The following is an 18,008-nucleotide window of genomic DNA, read 5'->3' on the forward strand; positions in this document are numbered from 1 at the left end:
TGCTCACGGAGCATTGACACGTGTAAGTTGACGGTGACAGGCTCCCTCCCCGGCCTCGTGCGCCCCCGCGCAGAAGGAGCAGCACTCGATGAGCAGCATCACCGTCACCACCACCCGAGGGCCCGTCCGGGGCGAGCGCCGCGCCGACGGCAGCCTCCGCTTCCTGGGGATCCCGTACGCGCGGCCGCCCGTCGGCGACCTGCGGTTCGCTTCTCCCGTGCCGCCGGAACCCTGGACGGAGCCGCTCGACGCCACCGCGTACGGCCCCACGGCCCAGCGCCGCCCCTTCGCCGAGGTCACCACGATCCCCGAGCCGTCGGTCCCGGGCGCCGGCATCCTCAACCTGAACGTCTTCACGCCCGACACCGCCCCGGCCGCCGCCCTGCCCGTCCTCGTCTGGATCCACGGCGGCGGCTACGTCGCGGGCTCGGCCGCCAGCCCCTGGTACGACGGGGCCGCGTTCAACCGCGACGGCGTCGTCCTCGTCTCCGTCGGCTACCGGCTCGGCATCGAGGGCTTCCTCCACCTGGAGGACGCCCCCGACAACCGGGGCGTACGGGACTGGATCGCCGCCCTGGAGTGGGTCCGGGACACCATCGCGGCCTTCGGCGGAGACCCCGCCAAGGTCACCGTCGCCGGCCAGTCGGCGGGCGGCGGCGCCGTCCAGACCCTGCTCGCGGTCCCGGCGGCCCGTGGCCTCTTCCGGGGCGCCCTCTCCGTCTCGGGCGCCGTCCCGCGGCCCGACGGCCCCGAGGCCGGCCGCGCCGCCGCACGGCTCCTCACCTCCCGCACCGGCGTGCCCGCCACCGCCGCGGCCCTCCGCGACCTCGGCGACGACGAGATCCTCGCCCTCCAGGACCGGCTGGCCGAACCGGGCCCCGACCGCGAGGGCCTGCCGCCGCTCCTCGCCCTCGCCCCCTTCGCCGACGGCGAGCTGATCCCCCTGCCCGCCCTTGAGGCGCTCACGACCGGCGAGGCGGGCGCGGACGTGCCCCTGATGCTCGGCTTCACCGAGCACGAGTTCACGATGTTCCCCGCCCCCGGCCCGGAAGGCCCCCCGCTGCCCGTGCTGCTCGGCGGCCTCGGCCTCGACCCCGGCAGGACGGACGCCCTCGCCGAGGCGTACGCCGAGGGCGGACCGGAGCGGATCTTCGGCCAGGCCCTGACCGACGCGACCTTCCGCGCCCCGAACCTCGCCGTCGCGGACGCCCGGGCGGAGCGCGGCCGCCCCACCTGGCTCTACGAGTTCACCTGGCGCTCACCCGTCGCGGGGCTCGCCTTCCACTGCCTGGACCTGCCGTTCGCCTTCGACCTCCTCCACGCCGAGGGGGTCACGGCCGTCGCCGGGGACGCGCCGCCGCGCGCGCTCGCCGACGCCCTGCACCGGGCCTGGGTCGCCTTCGTGACCGACCAGGACCCCGGCGCCGACTGGCCGCGCTACACCGCGGCCCGACGCGCCACGATGATCTGGGACGCCGAGCCACGGATCGCCCACGACCCCGCGCGCCGGGTCCGCGAACTCTGGCTCGACTGAGCGGCGACGGGCCGCCCCGGGGTGGCCGGCCCCGGGAGGGCGCCGCCCACCCTGGGACTCTCCACCCTGGGACCGTCTGCCCGGGACCCCGAGCGGCGGGGCCGGGGAAGGCCGGGGTCGGGCGGTCGGGCGCGCCGGGCCCGCGTCACACGCTTTTCATGCGCTGTGCATGGTCCGCCGGTACGGGCGCACCGATGATCGACTGCGTGCCAGGGGCGCTACGGCAGGCCCTCGTTCGCCCCTGGCACGCCCGTGCCGTACGTCGCCGGCGCCCCCCACCCCCGCGCAGCCGTCCCGCGACCGCCTCCCCGCCCAAGGAGCCCGCCATGCCCAGCCGCCGCCGCTTCCTCGCCGGGTCCGCCGCCACCCTCGGCCTCGGCGCCCTCCCCGCGACCGCCGTCGCCGAGGCCCAGCCGGCACCGGCACCGGCCGGGAGCGCCGCGGAGCCGACCCGCCCTCCGAACCTCGTCGTCGTGCTCGCCGACGACCTCGGACACGGCGAACTCGGCGCGTACGGCCAGAAGCTCATCGCCACCCCGCGCCTCGACGGACTCGCCGCGGAAGGGCTGCGGTTCACGGACGCGTACTCCACGGCCGCCGTCTGCGCCCCCTCCCGCTGCTCGCTCCTCACCGGTCTGCACACCGGGCACGCGACCGTCCGCGCCAACCCGTCCGGGGCACAGGGCTCCCTGACCGCCGCCGACACCACCTTCGCCCAGGTGCTCAGGGCCCGCGGATACCGCACCGGGGTGATCGGCAAATGGGGCTTCGGGCCGGAGAGCGCCGGTCAGGACAGTCACCCCAACGCCCGCGGGTTCGAGGAGTTCCACGGCTACATCGACCACGGCCACGCCCACCAGTACTACCCCGCGTACCTGTGGCACAACGGCGTCAAGGAGCCCGTCGCCGCCAACGTGGGCGGCGCCAAGGGCGCCTACGCGCCGGAGCTGCTGCGACGGCGGGCGCTCGACTTCCTCGACCGTCACGCGGCCGAACCGTTCCTCCTGCTGCTGACCCCGACCGTGCCCCACGCCCCCAGCGACATCCCCGACCACGGCGCGTACGCCTCCCGGACGTGGAGCGCCGCCAACAAGGGGCACGCCGCCCAGGTGAGCCTCTTCGACGCCCTCGTCGGCGACGTCGTCGACCGGCTGCGGGCCCTCGGCCTGGAGGACGACACGATCCTCCTCGTCACCAGCGACAACGGGCCCCACGAGGAGGGCGGGGTCAACCCCGACCTGTTCGACTCCAACGGCCCGCTGCGCGGCTACAAGCGCAACCTGTACGAGGGCGGCGTCCGCGTCCCCCTCATCGCCTGGGGTCCCGGCCGGGTCCGGACCGGCACGAGCGACCGCCCGACCCCGCTCACCGACCTCCTCCCCACCCTCGCCGAACTCGGCGGCGCTCCCGCCCCCGCCGACGTGGACGGTCTGTCGGTCGCGCCCCTGCTCGCCGGTGGCACGAACGCCGCCCGCCACGACCACCTCTACTGGTTCCGCGACGAGCGCGGTGTCACCTCCCGCGCCGACGCCCAGGACAAGCAGCGGGCCACCTGGCTGGCCGAGGCGCTGCGCAAGGACCGGTGGAAGGCCGTCCGGTTCGCCCCGGTCCGCGACCACGCCCTGCCCGACGACCAGTGGCAGGTCGAGCTGTACGACCTGGCCACCGATGCCGGCGAGAGCTCCGACCTCGCCTCCCGCCACCCCGCCCGGGTCGCCGAACTGGTCGCGCTGATGCGCTCCTCCTGGCAGGACACGTACCCCCGGACCGCGTTCGGTACGACCCTCACCGTGCCGTCCCTCGCCGTCCCGGGCCGGCCCTTCACCGTCACCGCCGCGCTCGCCAACGGCTCCGCGCGGCCCTGGAACTCACCCGCCGTCACCCTGCGCGCACCCGCGGGCTGGACCGTACGGGCCACCACGGCCACCACCGCCGGACAGCTCGCCCCCGGCGGGCGGCTGACGACCGGCTGGCAGGTCACCCCGCCCGCCGGGGCCCCCGCCGCCACCCCGTGGACCCTCACCGCCGAAGGCACCGCCCTCGCCCCGGGAGGCGTCGTACGGTACGAGGACACGGGCCTCGTCACCACCCCGCCCCCGGCGCCCACCCGCGACAGCCACCTCTCCGACCTGCCCTGGATCCATGCCGTCAACGGCTGGGGCCCCGTCGAACGCGACTCCTCCAACGGCAGGAACGCCGCCGGTGACGGCACCCCGATCGCCTTCGGCGGCACCACCTACGCCAAGGGGCTCGGCGTCCACGCCCACAGCGACGTGGCGTTCCACCTCGGCGGCGCCGGGGACCGGTTCACCGCCCTCGTCGGCATCGACGACTTCTCGGCCCGCCAGAGCTCCGCCGGCGGCACCCGCGCCACGGTGTACGGCGACGACCGCGCCCTGTTCACCAGCCCCGTCCTGACCGCCGCCGGCGGCCCCGTCCCGGTGGACGTCGACGTGCGGGGCGTGCGGGTCCTGCGCCTGGAGGTGGCGGACGCCAACGCCAGGACGTCCTTCGACCACACCTCCTGGGCCCTGGCCCGTGTCACGGTCCTCCCGGGGGCGTGAGGCGCCGTCAGTCCTCGGGCGGGACGCAGAGCACCGGGATCGTCGACATGTGCAGGAGCTTGTGGGGCGTCGAGCCCAGGAGGGCGCCCCGCATGGGGCTCTCGCCCCAGCTGCCCACCACGATGACCCGGGCCGCGTGGCGGGTCGCCGCGTCGATCAGGGCCTGGGCCGGCTTCTCGTCGAGCACCTCGACGACGGTCGGCACGCCCGCCCGGTCGGCCTCCGTGACCGCGTGCTCCAGACCGGTGCGGCCCGTCTGGCGGATGGCCTCGTAGTGCGAGCGGTACTCCTCGCCCGTCGGCCCGGGGGCCGCCGCCCCGTAGACCAGCACCAGTCGCTCGTCGAACGCGGCGGCCACCTCGACCGCGATGCGCAGCGCGCGGGCGGCTCCGGGGGACTCGTCGTAACCCAGCACGACCGACATCTCAGCGCTCCTTGCCGTGGACCATGTCGGGGTCGGCCACGCTCGGGCGCTCCTCCCAGAAGGCGGGAGACCGCAGGCGCCACACGATCATGACGATCACTCCGGTGAGGGCGATGCCGATGCCGATGACGAGCGGCGGGCCCAGACCGAACCACGACGTACCGCTGTACGAGTTCTCCGGGTCCGACATGTCGGAGACCGACCTCACCAGGAGCCAGATCAGGAGCCCGGACCCGATCAGCGGACCGAGGCCGATCAGCAGGAAGTTGTGGACGCTCTCCAGGAGGTGCCGCCGGTAGTAGACCGCGCATGCGATGCCCGTGAGCGCGTAGTAGAAGGCGATGAGCAGGGAGAGCGCGGTCAGGGAGTCGAAGAGGGCGTTGGTGCTGATCTGGTTCACCACGAGGTACCAGCCGATGGCGATGCCGGCGACCCACCAGGTGCTCACGTCGGGGGTGCGGAAGCGCGGGCTGATGTGTCCGTAGTGGGCGGGCAGGGCCCGGCGGCGCGCCATGGAGAGCGCCGTGCGCGAGGCCGGGATGATGGTCGTCTGGGTGGAGGCGATGGCGGAGGTCGACACGGCAAGGAGCAGGACCCAGTCCCAGCCGCCCAGGACGTCGGTGGCGAGCTGGGCGAAGATGAACTCCTCCTCGCCCGCGTTCTCCGCCAGGAACGTCGGTCCGGCGTACGCGACGACCGCGAAGCCCACGGACACGTACGTGACGAGGAGGATGACGGTCGACCAGAGCCCCGCCTTGCCGGGGGCGGTCGCGGAGTCCTTGACCTCTTCGGTGAGGTTGACGGCCGATTCCCAGCCCCAGTAGATGAACACGCCGAGCAGCAGACCGCCGGTGAGGGCCGCGCCGCCCGCGCCGAACGGGTTGAGCCAGCCGAGGGCGGGTTCCACGGAGTCGTACGCGCTGGTGCCGGCGTACACCTTGTAGAGCGCCACGCCCACGAAGATCAGCAGGAAGGCGACCTGGGCCAGGATCAGGACGTTCTGCACCTTGGCCGACAGCTCGGTGCCGATGACGCAGACGGCCGTCATCACCAGGATCAGCAGCACGGTGAGCGACTGGCGCACGAAGGCGTTGTCCACCCAGCTGTCCAGGCCGACGGAGAGCAGCGCGAAGCTCACGGCCACGTCCGCGAGCGAGCCGACGACCAGTACGCCGGTCATCGCGATGGCCCAGCCGCCGAGCCAGCCGGCCCACGGCCCCATGGCCCGGGTGACCCAGGAGAACGTCGTACCGCAGTCCTGGTCGACCTTGTTGAGGTAGTAGAACGCCGACGCGATGAGCAGCATCGGGACGAAGGACGCGAACATCACGCCGGGCGCGTAGATCCCGGCGAGGGCGACGATCGGGCCGATGACGGCCGCGAGGGAGTACGCGGGGGACGTCGAGTTGAGCCCGATGACGAGGGCGTCGACGAAACCGATCGCATTGGCCTTCAAACCCGGGGGTCGTCCTTCGGGTGCGGCATCCTCTGCGGTCATGGGTCCCTCGATCCGGGAGAGGTATGCCTTCATCGTAGGGAGGCCCGACCCCGCCCGCACTCCGGCGATAGCATCGCGCAGCCCGCCGTACCGCACCCGTCACAGAACGGAACGCCCGATGCAGAAGGAATTCGCGGACCTCTCCACACCCCTGGTCGCCGACGCCTGCGTACGCCTCGGGGAGCCGCTGCGCGCGGCCCCCGCCGGGGTCCTGCCGGTCGTCCCGGGGCAGCGCGTCGCAGGCCGGGCGCTCCCCGTCCGGCACTACGGCAGCGTCGACGTCTTCCTCGAGGCCTTCACCGACGCCCGGCCGGGTGACGTCCTGGTCATCGACAACGCCGGCCGCCGCGACGAGGCCTGCGTCGGCGACCTCGCGGTCCTGGAGGCCGAGGCGGCCGGTGTCGCCGGAGTCGTCGTCTGGGGCCTGCACCGGGACACCCCCGACCTGGTCGGGATCGGGCTGCCCGTCTTCTCGTACGGCCGCCACGCGCCCGGCCCCGTACGCCTCGACCCCCGGGACCCGGACGCGCTGCGCACGGCGCGGTTCGGCGCGCACGAGGTGACCGCCGCCGACGTCGTGTTCGCCGACGACGACGGCGTGCTCTTCGTGTCGGCCGCCCGGGTGGCGGAGGTGCTGGAGACCGCCCGCGCCCTGTTCCGTACCGAGCGCGAACAGGCACGTCGCATCAGGGCGGGGGACACGCTCCGCGCCCAGACCCGGTTCGACGCGTATCTGGCGGGCCGCGCCGAGGACCCCGCGTACACCTTCCGGCGGCATCTGCGCCGGATCGGCGGCGCGATCGAGGAGTGATCCCCGCCCGCCGCGGTCCGGGCCCCGGCCCCCGGTGGGAGGGGATCAGCCCTCGAAGCCGACCGTGCCGTCCGGCAGGATCGCCTCCACCCGGGCGCCGTGCTCCACGGTCCGGCTCACGGTGCAGAACTTCTCGTGCGTCAGACGCACCCCACGGGCGAACACCTCGGCGGCCTTGGGGTTGTTGTCCGGCAGCTCGAACTCGTAACTGACCCGGATCCGGCCCACCCGGCCGTCGTCCTCGGGACCCGACACCGACTCCACCAAGATCTTCAGGTCGTCGTGGTCCACGGCCCGGGCCGTCCGGTCGACGACGAGGCCACCGCAGCCGCCCATCGCCGCGAGCAGCAACTCCACGGGCGTGAACGAGGGCTGCGCGTCGGCGTCGTCGGCGGCGGCCATCCGTACCTCCGCGCCCCGGTCGTTGCGGGCGGTCCAGTTCCGGTACCCGGTGCGTACGGTCTCGATCCGGTAGTCGGCCATGGCGGCGGTCTCCTTCGTCGTGGTGTGCGTGCTCGTACGGTACGGCCGTCCACCCGATCACCCCCGCGACCCCCGCCCGTCCGAACGGACGCGCCGCTCCGCGCGCACCCCGGCAGGGGGAGGCGGGGAGATCCGCGCCGTCCCCGGAGGATCTCCGGGCCGGCGCGTCTGAGTACCCCCGTCCGCACGGCTGAGTACGCCGACCGATACGCCGCCCGCCCGCCCGCTGCTGAACTGTGACCATGACCTCCGAAGCCGGGCGCAGCCGCCCCCTCCAGCACGTCACCGCCACCGGCACGGCACTCGCCGTCGCCCTCGGCCCGCTGGTGCTCGGCGCCCTGCTCGCCCGGTCGGTGGGCGGGGACCCGATGGTCTCCGTCAACGCCCTGATCGCGGGCGGCGGCCAGCGGGCCCGGATCTCCCGGGCGCAGCTCCGCTCGGGCACCCGGCTCCGTCCCCGCGCCCGGTCGTCAGTCCGCACGCCCCTGCGCTCCCGTACGGCTCCGCTGCCGCGCCGGTCCGGCCCGGTCGAGCGGCCCGCGAGCGCCCGTCGGCCGTGGACCGCGGCCGGGCGGCGCCGGTCGACCGAGACCTGACACCGCCGGTACGAACGGCCCCCCGCCGCACCCCGGATGAGCGATGATCAACGCATCCGAGCAGAGCCCGGGGCGCAGCGCCGGACCAGGACGAAGGGCACACCGAATGGCCAGGCGGCACCGCGTGCGCGACGACCACCCCACGATCGGCACCGGGGACGGAGCCGCTCCCGGCGACGGCGCTCCCGGAGCCGGCACCGGTCGCCGCCGGTTCCTCGGGTACGTCCTCGCCGCACCCACCCTCACCGTCGCCGCCCGGCTCGGCGCCGAGGCCCTCGCCCCGAGCACGGCCGCCGCCGCGGCCCCGGCGCTCATCCCCTCACTGCCGGGACCGGCCGAACTCCTCGACCTCAACGAGCTGCTCACCCTCGCGGCCCTGCCCACCAGCCACCTCATCACCATCCGCCTCGACACGGACGGCACCGCCCACTTCGCCCTGCCGCGCGCCGAGGTCGGACAGGGCGTCACCACCTCCAGCGCCATGATCGTCGCCGAGGAACTCGACCTGCCCCTCGACAAGGTGAGGGTGACGCTCGCCGACGCCCGCCCCGAGCTGCTCTTCAACCAGCTGACCGGCGGCTCCAACACGACCTACTCCACCTACACCCCGATCCGCGTCGCCGCCGCCGTCGCCCGGGGCAGGCTCCTGCGTGCCGCCTCCCTGGTCCTCGGCGAGGCCGTCGCCACCCTCACCACCAAGGCCGGCGCCGTCGTCTCCCCGGCCGGGGCGCTGCTCGGCTACGGCGAACTGGCCGTGAAGGCCGCCGCCCTCTCCGACACCGCCGTCGCGGTCACCCTCAAGGACAGCGCCCGCTTCCGTGTCATCGGCACCGGGCAGCGCCGGGTGGACGCCCTCGACGCGGTCACCGGCCGCAAGAGGTTCGCGATGGACCTCCAGGTCCCGGACGCCCTGCCCACCATGGTCTGCCGACCGCCCACCATCAACGGCACGGTCCGCTCCGTCGCCAACCTCGCCGAGGTCCGGGCCATGCCCGGCGTCACCGACGTCGTCACCGTCTCCACCGGCGTCGCCGTCCGCGGCCGTACCTTCGGCCAGTGCATCGACGCCGTGCGCGCCCTTCGGGTCGACTGGGGGCCCGGCACCGCCGAGGGCGCCTCCGACGCCACCGTCCTCGGCGAGCTCCGCAGGGCCGAACTCCCCCTGGTGGTACCGCCGCTGCCGCTCCTCACCAAGGCGGTCGACGCCCGCTTCACCTTCCACTTCGCCAGCAACGCCGCCCTGGAGACCAACTGCGCGATCGCCGACGTCCGGGAGGACTCCGCGGAGATCTGGGCCTCGCTCAAGGCCCCGATCGTCGCGCGGGAGCAGATCGCCGTCGCGCTCGGCCTGCCCGTCTCCGCCGTCCGCGTCCACGTCACCGAGGGCGGCGGCTCGTTCGGCCGCAAGCTCTTCCACGACGCCGCCCACGAGGCCGCCGAGGTCTCCCGGGCCATGGGCAAGCCGGTCAAACTGATGTGGCACCGCACCGACGACTTCCGCCAGGGCCGTACGCACCCGATGTCCACCTCACGGGTCCGCGCCACGTACACGCTCGGCGAGGTCCTCACGTACGAGCAGCGCCACACCTCCGTGGCCACCGACTTCGGCCACGGCATCGGCGAGCTCCTCACGGCGGAGGCGGCCCGGCTGCCCGTCGCCGATCTCACCTTCTCCCAGACGATGTTCCAGCTCACCCAGATCAGCCCCTACCACCTGGGCGTCACCACCCAGCTGCTCTCCGAGACCGACAAGGGCTTCAACACCGGCTCCATGCGCAACATCTACTCGCCCAACGTGCGCTGCGCACAGGAGCTCGTCATGGACGAACTGGCCAGCCGCATGGGCCAGGACGGGTACGCGATGCGCCGCCGCCTGGTGAAGGACCCGCGCGCCCGCGCCGTCCTCGACAAGGTCGCCGAGGTGGGGGAGTGGGGGCGGACCATGTCCGCCGGCACCGCCCAGGGCATCGCCGTCCACACCGAGTACCACTCCGCCGTCGCCGTGCTCGCCGAGATCGACTGCCGCCCCGCCACCACCGGGCGGCAGATCCCCGGCGCGGTCACCGGGCCCCGCGTGACCAAGGTGGTCTGCGCCGTCGACGTCGGCCTCGCCGTCAACCCGCGCGGCCTGGAGGCCCAGATGATGGGCGGCATCTCCGACGCCATCGCCCTCACCCTGACGTCCGGCCTCCACCTGCGCGACGGACACTTCCTCGAAGGCAGCTGGGACCAGTACTTCTACACCCGGCAGTGGAACACCCCGCCCGAGCTGGAGATCATCGTGATGCCGTCGACCGGCGAGAAGCCCGGCGGTGCGGGGGAGCTGGCCGTCGCCGGCGCCATGGCCGCCGTCGCCTGCGCCTACGGCCGGGCCACCGGCACGATGCCGACGGTCTTCCCCGTCAACCACGCCGATCCGCTCGCCTTCATCCCGCTGCCGACCGTCCCGCCCGTCCCCGCCTCGCCCACCGACGGCCGCGACCGCGCCCTCTGAGCTCTCCGAGACCTGGAGTACCCGTGCCTCAGCACACCTTCATCCTGAACGGCAAGGCCGTCACCGCCGACGTCGAGGGCGACGTCCGGCTCCTCTGGGTCCTGCGTGACGTCCTCGGCGTCACCGGGCCCAAGTACGGCTGCGGGGTCGGCGTCTGCCGCGCCTGTACGAGCCACCTCAACGGCAAGGCGTTCACGCCCTGCGCCGTACCGGTCGAAGACCTCGGCCCGCAGGACGAGGTCACCACCATCGAGGGCCTCCCCGACACGGTGGGCCGCGACCTCCACCCGATGCAGGAGGCCTGGCTGGACCTCGACGTCGCCCAGTGCGGCTTCTGCCAGCCCGGTCAGATCATGAGCGCGGTGGCGGAGGTCCGGCGCGCCAGGGAGGCCGGCCGGGAGATCACCGAGGCCGACCTCGACACGATCCGCAACATCTGCCGGTGCGGCACCTACCACCGCATCCGCCAGGCCGTCCTGGAGGGCGCCCGCAGGACGGAGTGACCCCGGCGTCCGTCCGGCCTCGGCGTCCGCCCCCGCCGTCCGCCCCCGGCGTCCGCCCTACCGAGGGGACGGCGCAGGCGACGGCACGGCCGGGTTCTCCCGTACCACGTCCAGGTACTCCGCCACCGCGTCCCGGTTGCGGGTGAGGCAGCGGATCCGCTCGGTCATCCGGTCCCGTTCGTTCTCCAGGGTCGCCAGCATCTCCGGGGTGGCGTCCGGGAAGTGGATGATCCGGGGCTTGTTCAGGCAGGGCAGGATCTGCTTGATGATCCGGGTCGGCAGGCCGGCCTCCAGCAGGCCCCGGATCTGCAGCACCCGGTCCACGTTCGAACCGTCGTAGTCCCGGTAGCCGTTGGGCAGCCGGTCCGCGACGATGAGGCCCTGCTCCTCGTAGTAGCGCAGCAGTCGGCGCGGTGTTCCGGTGCGCTCCGACAGTTCCCCGATCCGCATGGGACGCCCCCTTCAGATGCACGCTTGACCCTCACATCAATGTGAGGGTTCAAGCATAGGCGCATGGCCAACCACACCACGCCGGCGGCCCGTTCGGCCGCGCCCTCCGCACCCGGGAACCCCGCCGTCCCCGCCTCCGCCGACCGACTGCCCCTCGCGGCCCTGCTCGCCCTCGCCACCGCGGTCTTCGTCACCAGCCTCACCGAGACCCTCCCCGCCGGTGTCCTGCCCGCCATGAGCGCCGACCTCGGCGTCGGCGAGGCCGCCACGGGCCAGTCGGTCACCGTCTACGCCCTCGGTACGGCCCTCACCGCCGTCCCCCTGGCCGCCCGCACCGCCGGATGGCGCCGCAAACGCCTGCTCCTCACCTCGGTCGCCGGATTCGCCGCCGCCAACACCGTCACCGCCGTCTCCTCCTCGTACGCCCTCACCATGGGCGCCCGGTTCCTCGCCGGCGTCGCCGCGGGCGTCGCCTGGGCCCTGCTCGCCGGCTACGCCCGCCGCATCGCCCCACCGCACCTCCAGGGCCGGGCCGTCGCCGTCGCCATGACCGGCATCCCTCTGGCGCTCTCCCTCGGCGTGCCGGCCGGCACCTTCCTCGGCGAGGCGGTGGGCTGGCGGGCCGCGTTCACCGCCATGACCGTGATCGCCGTCGCGCTCCTCGGCTGGATCGCCCTCGCCGTGCCCGACCTGCCGGGGGAGGCGCGGGGCGGGCGGGCCCCGGTCGCCCGGACCCTGAAGGTGCCCGGCGTCCTTCCCGTCCTGACTGTCACGTTCACCCTCGTCCTGGCCCACACCGTCCTCTACACGTACGTCGCCGCCTACCTCGGCCATGTCGGCCTCGCGGGCTCCACCGGTCTCGTCCTGCTGCTCTTCGGCGGTGCCTCGCTCGCCGGGATCTGGGTCACCGGCCGGCTGATCGACCGCAGGCTCCGGATCCTGACCCTGGCCGGAACGATCCTCTTCGCCGTGGCGGCCGCCGTGCTCGCCGTCCCGTCCGGAAGCACCGCGCTCGTCCTGACGGCCGCCGTGCTCTGGGGATTCGGCTGGGGCGGCGCACCCACCCTCCTGCAGACCGCCGTCGCCGACGCGGGCGGCGACGCCGCCGACACCGCGCAGACGATGCTGGTCAGCCTCTGGAACGCGGCCATGGCGGCGGGAGGCCTCGCGGGCGGGGTCCTGCTCGACCTCCTCGGCGCCGGGGCCCTGCCCTGGAGCGTGCTCGTCCTCCTGGTCCCGACCGTGGCCGTCGTGGCGGGCGCCCGCGCCCACGGCTTCCCCGCCCGCCGGTGAACCCGCCCGACCCCGGGCCGTGTCCGGCTGACCTGTCCCCGTCTCCCGGCCGTGTCCGGGGAGCCCCGAGGCCGCGACTTCCCGCCGTGTCCGGGCAGCAGCGGGTCCCGCCGGAACGCACGAAGGCCCCCACCGAGGCGGGTGGGGGCCTTCGTGTCCGTCACGGAGGGGTCAGACGGCCGGCGGGACCCGGGGCGGGCGTCCCGTACCGCGCGTGAGCACGTAGCCGCCGATGCCCGCGAGGGCCGCGAGGACGCCACCCGCTCCGGTCCAGAGCCAGCGGTCGGACCACCAGCCGGAGGACCAGCCGTCCTCCGGGGCCGCGGCCTCGACGGCCGAGGGCCGGCCGGCGTCGGCGTCGGCCTCCGCCTGGTCGGCGGTCGTCGCCCCGGGCACGAGCGGCGCGGCGAGCGAGCCGTCTGTGGCGTGGGCGCCGCCCTGGTCGCGGACGCTCACCCCGACCTGGGTGGTGAAGGGCTGGCCGAGGTCCTCGTCCGGCAGGCCGGTGACGGTGAGCCGCACGTAGTAGCTGCCGGGCAGCGGGTCGTTCGCCCAGGCGTCGGCCGAGGCGCGGACCGGCCGCAGCACACAGGACAGCCGCACGGAGTCGGCCTCCTTCGCCGCCGTCCGCGACTGCGTCCCGTACATGCACGGCTGACGCCGTCGCAGCCCGTCGTACACGTCGATCCGCCAGGTGGCGGGACCGTGCCGCAGGGCCGCGTCGGGCAGGTCGACCGTGGCGTCCACCGTCGGGCGCTGCCCGGTGTCCGCCGGGAACACCCAGTAGAGGTAGTCACCCGTGGCGGCCGGAGCGGTCGCCCGCTGCCCGGGCAGGAACCTCGCGGCGGTACGGAAGGTGGTCCCGGCCTCCAGCGGACCGGCGGTGGACCGGGTGTCCTCGTCGGGGGACGCGGTCGCGGAGGGGGAGTCGGCCAAGGCCGCCGGGGCCGCGAGACCGAGCAGGGCGGCGCCCGCGAGCGCGGCCGTGGTGAGCGTGCGGACGGTACGCATCAGTGGGTCCTCCAGACAGCGACGCGCCAGCGGGACAGCCAGCCCCAGAGCAGACCGGCCACGAAGCCGACGAGTACCAGCGCGCCCAGCAGCCACCAGCCGCGGCCGAGGCCGAACGACGCCACGTCCGAGGCGGTCGAAGGACCGTCGACGACGTCGACCGTCAGCTCGATCGGCATGCCGGGCGTCGTCTTGACCGACGGGGGCGCGGAGAACGAGTTGCTGACCTGGAGACAGACCGTCTCCGCGGCCGGCTTGGCGTCGCCCGGCCCGTCGTCGAGCTCCGGCTTCGGGTAACGCAGGCCGGTCGAGATCACGTCGGTACGTCCGTCGCCCGTCTCGGAGCCGCGGACGATCTCCCGGCCGTGCCGGGTGACGGCGCGCAGCAGCACCCCGTAGTCGTTGTTGACGGCACGGTCGGCCGACACGCTGACGGAGGCGCGCAGTTCCTGACCGGGCAGCAGGTCCACCCGGTACCAGCGGTGCTGGCCGAAGGACTCGCGGTCGGTGTAGAGGCCGGGCTTCAGCTGCGGCGCGTCGGCGCAGCGCACCGCGCCCTCGGTGGCCACCGGGGTGACGACCGGGTCCGCGGCGCGGTCGACGAGCTGACGGACCCTCCGGGAGAGGTCCTCGGTGCGGTGGACCGAGGTGTACGTGCCTCCGGTCGCCTCCGCGATGCAGGTGAGCTGCTGCCGGGTCTTGGCGTCCGGCACCAGGCCCAGGGTGTCGATGACGAGGTGGATGCCCTTCGCCGCGATCTCCCGCGCCACCTGGCAGGGGTCGAGCGGGGCGCAGGTGTCCTCGCCGTCCGTGATGAGCACGATCCGGCGGGTGGCGTCACCGCCCTCCAGGTCCTTGGCGGCGCCGAGCAACGCCGGGCCGATCGGCGTCCAGCCCGTGGGCGCCAGGGTGGCCACGGCGGTCTTGGCCTCGGTCCGGTCGAGCGGGCCCACCGGGTAGAGCTGCCGGGTGTCCTTGCAGCCGCGCTTGCGGTCCTGGCCGGGGTAGTCGGCGCCCAGGGTGCGGATGCCGAGCTGAACCTCCTCGGGCACCGCGTCGAGGACCTCGTTGAAGGCCTGCTTGGCCGCCGTCATGCGGGACTTGCCGTCGATGTCCTTGGCCCGCATGGAGCCGCTGACGTCGAGGACCAGCTCGACCTTGGGGGATTCCTTCGGCGCCGGACCGTCCGCGGTCGCGCTCGTCGGCAGGAGCGCGACGCTCAGGGCGGCGAGCAGCGCGCAGGCCCCGGTCGCCAGCCGTTTTCTCGTGATCATCGCCGGATCGTATTGATGATCCTCCGACAATCCAAAACGAGGACGGGGCCGGGGTCGGACACACGGAGCCACCGCTACCGCCTCACCGTCCGCTGTGCCGACCTTCCACGCATCGGCCACAGCCCACCACGGTCGACGCCTACGGCACCGACATCGTTCCGATGCTCGGCGGGGCGTCACCGGAGGCGCGTGCGCGGTCCGATGCCGCCGGGCCTTCGGGGGACCGGTGGCGGCCCGGTTCCTCAGCGCTCCGTGGGGGCGAGTCCCCGCAGGCTCAGCCAGCGCAGGTGCTCGACGGCCGTCGCGCCCCTCCCGCCCGCGTGATCGGCGAAGGGCCATTCCCTGATGTCCTTCTCGCCCGCGTAGTTCCGGTAGGCCGCCAGTACGGTGGACGGCGGGCAGATGGGGTCCATCAGCCCGGAGCTGAACAGGGCTGGGGCCGTCGCCCGTCGTGCGAAGTGCACGCCGTCGAAGTGGGCGAGGGTCCCGAACGCCCGCTCGGCCGCGTGCGGGGCGTGTCGGCGCAGGTAGTCGACGATCTCCGTGTACGGCCCCTCGGTCGCGGTCTCGGCGCCCCGCCGGATGTGGCACAGGAACGGCACGTCGGGGAGGGCGCCGGCGATGCCGTCGCCGGCCAGACCGGCCACGGCGAGGGCGAGGCCACCGCCCTGGCTGGCTCCCTGGACGACGATCCGGTCCGGGTCCACGTGCGGGAGGGAGCGCGCGACGTCGACGGCGAGGACGCAGTCGGTGACGAGGCGGCGGTAGTAATGGTCGTGGGGATCCTCGATCCCCCGGGTCATGTAGCCGTGCACCCAGTGGGGGTACGCGTCCGGGTGGGGGTCCGGGGTGTCGTGGCCCTGGCCGCGGCTGTCGACGACGAGTTGGGCGTAGCCGGCGGAGGCGTACAGGAGGTGGTCGGTCACCAGGCCCCGTCCGCCGCTGTATCCGAGGTAGGTGATCACCGTCGGCAGCGGTCCCTCGGTCTGCGACGGGAGGACTAGCCAGGCGGCGACCGGGTGGCCGCCCCAGCCGGAGAACCGTACGTCGTAGGTGTCGAGGGTGGTCAGGGGGGAGTCCCGCACGGGACGTACCTCCGGAGCGCGGCCGGCCTCGCGGGCCGTCCGCAGGGACTCGGACCAGAAGGCGTCGAAGCCGTCCGGCTCGACAGGCGGTTCGTCCCGGGCGGCCGGGTGGTCAAGGGGCAGGTCGGTGTACGGCATGGGGGTTCTCCTCGGAACGGGGTGACCGCGCCGGGAGCGGGGCGCGGTCGTCGTCGGACAACGGGAGGGGTGGAACGCTGTCGAGTGCTCCGTGGACCCTCGCGTTCCGCCCTCCGTGACAACCCGACAGTGGCTGCCGAGCTCACTCTGCCCCGTTCTTGACAACGATGTCCAGCAAAGCCTTCCCGGTACATCCGGGGCCCGGGGAAATGACGCCCACCCCGCGACCACCGGAACGGTCGGACTGGCACTGCCTCTTCGAACCTGGCCGTCGCGCAGTCCGACAGCGGACCACGCCGCATACTCCCGCGCTTGCCGTCCACACGACACGACACCTCGACGTACGGCACAGCGCTCTCCACCCCTCTCGATACCGACATTCGACACCCCCAGCGTGATCGCCCCTCCGACTGGATTCACTGTCAGAAAGGCCGGAACGACGGGGTCGCCCCGGTCAGAAAGGCCCGGACTTCTTCGTGCGTCGGCTGGATGGCGCGGCGGTGGTCGTCGAGGTCCGTGCCGACGACCGGATCGCGCCGCGGGACGCCGAAGCGGTCGACTCGACGCGCGGGGCCCGCGAGGAAGTCGGGTGGGAGGTCGAGCGGGTCGGGGGCTCCGGAGGCGGTGCTGCCGACGAACGTCCGGTGGCTGTCGCGCTCCCGTCACCCGCGCTGCCGGCGGGAGCCGGACGCAGCTCGGCTGATGGAGGCCTTCTCACGACCGGGGCCGCTGATGGTTGGGACTGACGCTGCTGGATACCGGATCGCGACGCTGCCCGTGTTGTTCCACCTCTTGTGGAAGCACGAGTTGTCGACCGAGGAGGCGCAGCCCCTCTTCGGAGGGTGAGCCGGGTTCGGCGGTGTAGATGGTGAGGGTGAGGCCGGGTTCGGCGGCCATCTCCAGGCCTTCGTAGGCGAGGGTCAGCTCGCCGACGGCGTGGTGGTGGAAGCGTTTGGTGCCGGTGCCGTGGTGGCGGACGTTGTGGGCACCCCAGCGGGTGCGGAAGTCGTCGCTGCGGGTGGAGAGCTCGCCGACGAGGTCGTGCAGACCCTTGTCGTGGGGGTTGCGGCCGGCTTCGGTGCGCAGGATCGACACGGCGACCTCGGCGGCCTGGTCCCAGTCGGGGTAGAAGCGCCGGGAGGCGGGGTCGAGGAAGTTGAAGCGGGCCAGGTTGGCCTGGTTGTGGGGCGTGGCGTAGACGTCGTCGTAGAACGCGCGGGCGAGCTGATTGGTCGCGAGCAGGTCCATGCGGCCGTTGCGCACGAAGGCCGGGCCGGCGGTGACGGCGTCCAGGACCCATTGCAGGCTGCGGTGCGCCTTCCACTGCGGGCTACGCCGCCTGGGGCGGGTGAGGGCGTCGGAGCCGTCCGCCGCGTGGGCGAGGTTCAGCAGGTGGGCGCGTTCGGCGTCGCCGAGCTTGAGGGCGCGGGCGAGGGCTTCCAGGACGGCGGGGGAGGCGCCGCCGAGGTTGCCGCGTTCGAGTCTGGAGTAGTACTCCACGCTCATGTCAGCCAGGGCCGCGACCTCGCTCCTGCGCAGGCCGGGCACCCGTCGCCGGCTGCCGGAGGGCAGGCCCGCCTGCTCGGGAGTGATCTTGGCTCGCCGCGAGGTCAGGAACTCGCGGACCTCTGCTTGGTTGTCCACGCCTTCGACGGTACGTCCAGCCCGCGGCGGAAGGGACGCACTGGCGGTACACCCTTTGACCGTGCCTCGCCGCACGCGCCAGGAGCGGGTTACCTGGATGACGTGGTGCTTCTCGCTCGGCCGTGAGTCGGGCGGGTGGAAGGCCACCTGGTCCTGCACTCGGCGACGGCCGCTCCTCCGGTACGGCGCCTCGGCTCGCGAAGGAA

General features: G+C 73.9%; 15 protein-coding genes. 7 read left to right on the plus strand and 8 right to left on the minus strand.

Annotation, left to right across the window (positions count from 1 at the left end; genetic code table 11):
* Nucleotides 1-88 precede the first annotated feature (88 nt).
* Nucleotides 89-1,534 (plus strand): carboxylesterase/lipase family protein, encoded by a 1,446-nt coding sequence (locus ACRRSS_RS16260; protein ID WP_435971844.1) that lies wholly within the window; start codon nucleotides 89-91, stop codon nucleotides 1,532-1,534.
* Between the two features lie 326 nt (nucleotides 1,535-1,860).
* On the plus strand, nucleotides 1,861-4,098 hold the full coding sequence (locus ACRRSS_RS16265; RefSeq protein ID WP_435971845.1) for a sulfatase-like hydrolase/transferase: 2,238 nt from the start codon (nucleotides 1,861-1,863) through the stop codon (nucleotides 4,096-4,098).
* A 7-nt stretch (nucleotides 4,099-4,105) separates the two neighbouring features.
* Here the strand turns inward: ACRRSS_RS16265 and ACRRSS_RS16270 are convergent, their stop codons facing one another.
* Nucleotides 4,106-4,522, minus strand: coding sequence for a universal stress protein (locus ACRRSS_RS16270; RefSeq protein WP_351903064.1), 417 nt, complete (start codon nucleotides 4,520-4,522; stop codon nucleotides 4,106-4,108).
* A gap of 1 nt (nucleotide 4,523) precedes the next feature.
* Complete coding sequence (locus ACRRSS_RS16275; RefSeq protein WP_435971846.1) at nucleotides 4,524-6,020, minus strand: APC family permease; 1,497 nt, start codon at nucleotides 6,018-6,020, stop codon at nucleotides 4,524-4,526.
* A gap of 118 nt (nucleotides 6,021-6,138) precedes the next feature.
* Here ACRRSS_RS16275 and ACRRSS_RS16280 point away from each other — a divergent pair, with 118 nt between their 5' ends.
* Nucleotides 6,139-6,831, plus strand: coding sequence for an RraA family protein (locus ACRRSS_RS16280; protein ID WP_435971847.1), 693 nt, complete (start codon nucleotides 6,139-6,141; stop codon nucleotides 6,829-6,831).
* Nucleotides 6,832-6,876: 45 nt separating this feature from the next.
* Here the strand turns inward: ACRRSS_RS16280 and ACRRSS_RS16285 are convergent, their stop codons facing one another.
* The gene (locus ACRRSS_RS16285) at nucleotides 6,877-7,314 is read right to left on the minus strand and encodes an OsmC family protein (protein WP_435971848.1); all 438 of its coding nucleotides are present in this window, start codon (nucleotides 7,312-7,314) and stop codon (nucleotides 6,877-6,879) included.
* A 242-nt stretch (nucleotides 7,315-7,556) separates the two neighbouring features.
* Between ACRRSS_RS16285 and ACRRSS_RS16290 the strand changes: the two genes are divergently transcribed.
* The 3 genes from ACRRSS_RS16290 to ACRRSS_RS16300 all read left to right on the plus strand — a co-directional run bounded on the left by ACRRSS_RS16290 (nucleotide 7,557) and on the right by ACRRSS_RS16300 (nucleotide 10,907).
* Nucleotides 7,557-7,910, plus strand: a complete 354-nt coding sequence (locus tag ACRRSS_RS16290; RefSeq protein ID WP_435971849.1) for a hypothetical protein — start codon at nucleotides 7,557-7,559, stop codon at nucleotides 7,908-7,910.
* A 106-nt stretch (nucleotides 7,911-8,016) separates the two neighbouring features.
* The gene (locus tag ACRRSS_RS16295) at nucleotides 8,017-10,404 is read left to right on the plus strand and encodes a molybdopterin cofactor-binding domain-containing protein (RefSeq protein WP_435971850.1); all 2,388 of its coding nucleotides are present in this window, start codon (nucleotides 8,017-8,019) and stop codon (nucleotides 10,402-10,404) included.
* A gap of 23 nt (nucleotides 10,405-10,427) precedes the next feature.
* A complete protein-coding gene (locus ACRRSS_RS16300) occupies nucleotides 10,428-10,907 on the plus strand; it encodes a (2Fe-2S)-binding protein (protein WP_435971851.1) in 480 nt (159 codons plus the stop codon).
* Between the two features lie 57 nt (nucleotides 10,908-10,964).
* Here ACRRSS_RS16300 and ACRRSS_RS16305 read toward each other — a convergent pair whose 3' ends face one another.
* Entirely contained in the window at nucleotides 10,965-11,357 is a 393-nt protein-coding gene (locus tag ACRRSS_RS16305) for a MerR family transcriptional regulator (protein WP_435971852.1), read from the minus strand.
* A 63-nt stretch (nucleotides 11,358-11,420) separates the two neighbouring features.
* On the opposite strand from ACRRSS_RS16305, the gene ACRRSS_RS16310 reads away from it, so the two are divergent.
* Complete coding sequence (locus tag ACRRSS_RS16310; protein ID WP_435971853.1) at nucleotides 11,421-12,650, plus strand: MFS transporter; 1,230 nt, start codon at nucleotides 11,421-11,423, stop codon at nucleotides 12,648-12,650.
* Between the two features lie 171 nt (nucleotides 12,651-12,821).
* On the opposite strand, the gene ACRRSS_RS16315 is transcribed toward ACRRSS_RS16310, so the two are convergent.
* The 4 genes from ACRRSS_RS16315 to ACRRSS_RS16330 form a co-directional block, all read right to left on the minus strand.
* The gene (locus ACRRSS_RS16315; RefSeq protein WP_435971854.1) at nucleotides 12,822-13,661 is read right to left on the minus strand and encodes a hypothetical protein; all 840 of its coding nucleotides are present in this window, start codon (nucleotides 13,659-13,661) and stop codon (nucleotides 12,822-12,824) included.
* Nucleotides 13,661-14,935: a VWA domain-containing protein gene (locus tag ACRRSS_RS16320; protein WP_435971855.1), complete on the minus strand. Its 1,275-nt coding sequence runs from the start codon at nucleotides 14,933-14,935 to the stop codon at nucleotides 13,661-13,663. The genes ACRRSS_RS16315 and ACRRSS_RS16320 overlap by 1 nt, the downstream gene beginning before the upstream one ends.
* 242 nt (nucleotides 14,936-15,177) lie before the next feature.
* A complete protein-coding gene (locus ACRRSS_RS16325) occupies nucleotides 15,178-16,158 on the minus strand; it encodes an acetylxylan esterase (protein ID WP_435971856.1) in 981 nt (326 codons plus the stop codon).
* A gap of 714 nt (nucleotides 16,159-16,872) precedes the next feature.
* Nucleotides 16,873-17,802, minus strand: a complete 930-nt coding sequence (locus ACRRSS_RS16330; protein ID WP_435971857.1) for a helix-turn-helix transcriptional regulator — start codon at nucleotides 17,800-17,802, stop codon at nucleotides 16,873-16,875.
* Nucleotides 17,803-18,008: the final 206 nt, after the last annotated feature.

Source organism: Streptomyces sp. Qhu_M48, from assembly GCF_051305195.1.
Classification (GTDB): Bacteria; Actinomycetota; Actinomycetes; order Streptomycetales; family Streptomycetaceae; genus Streptomyces.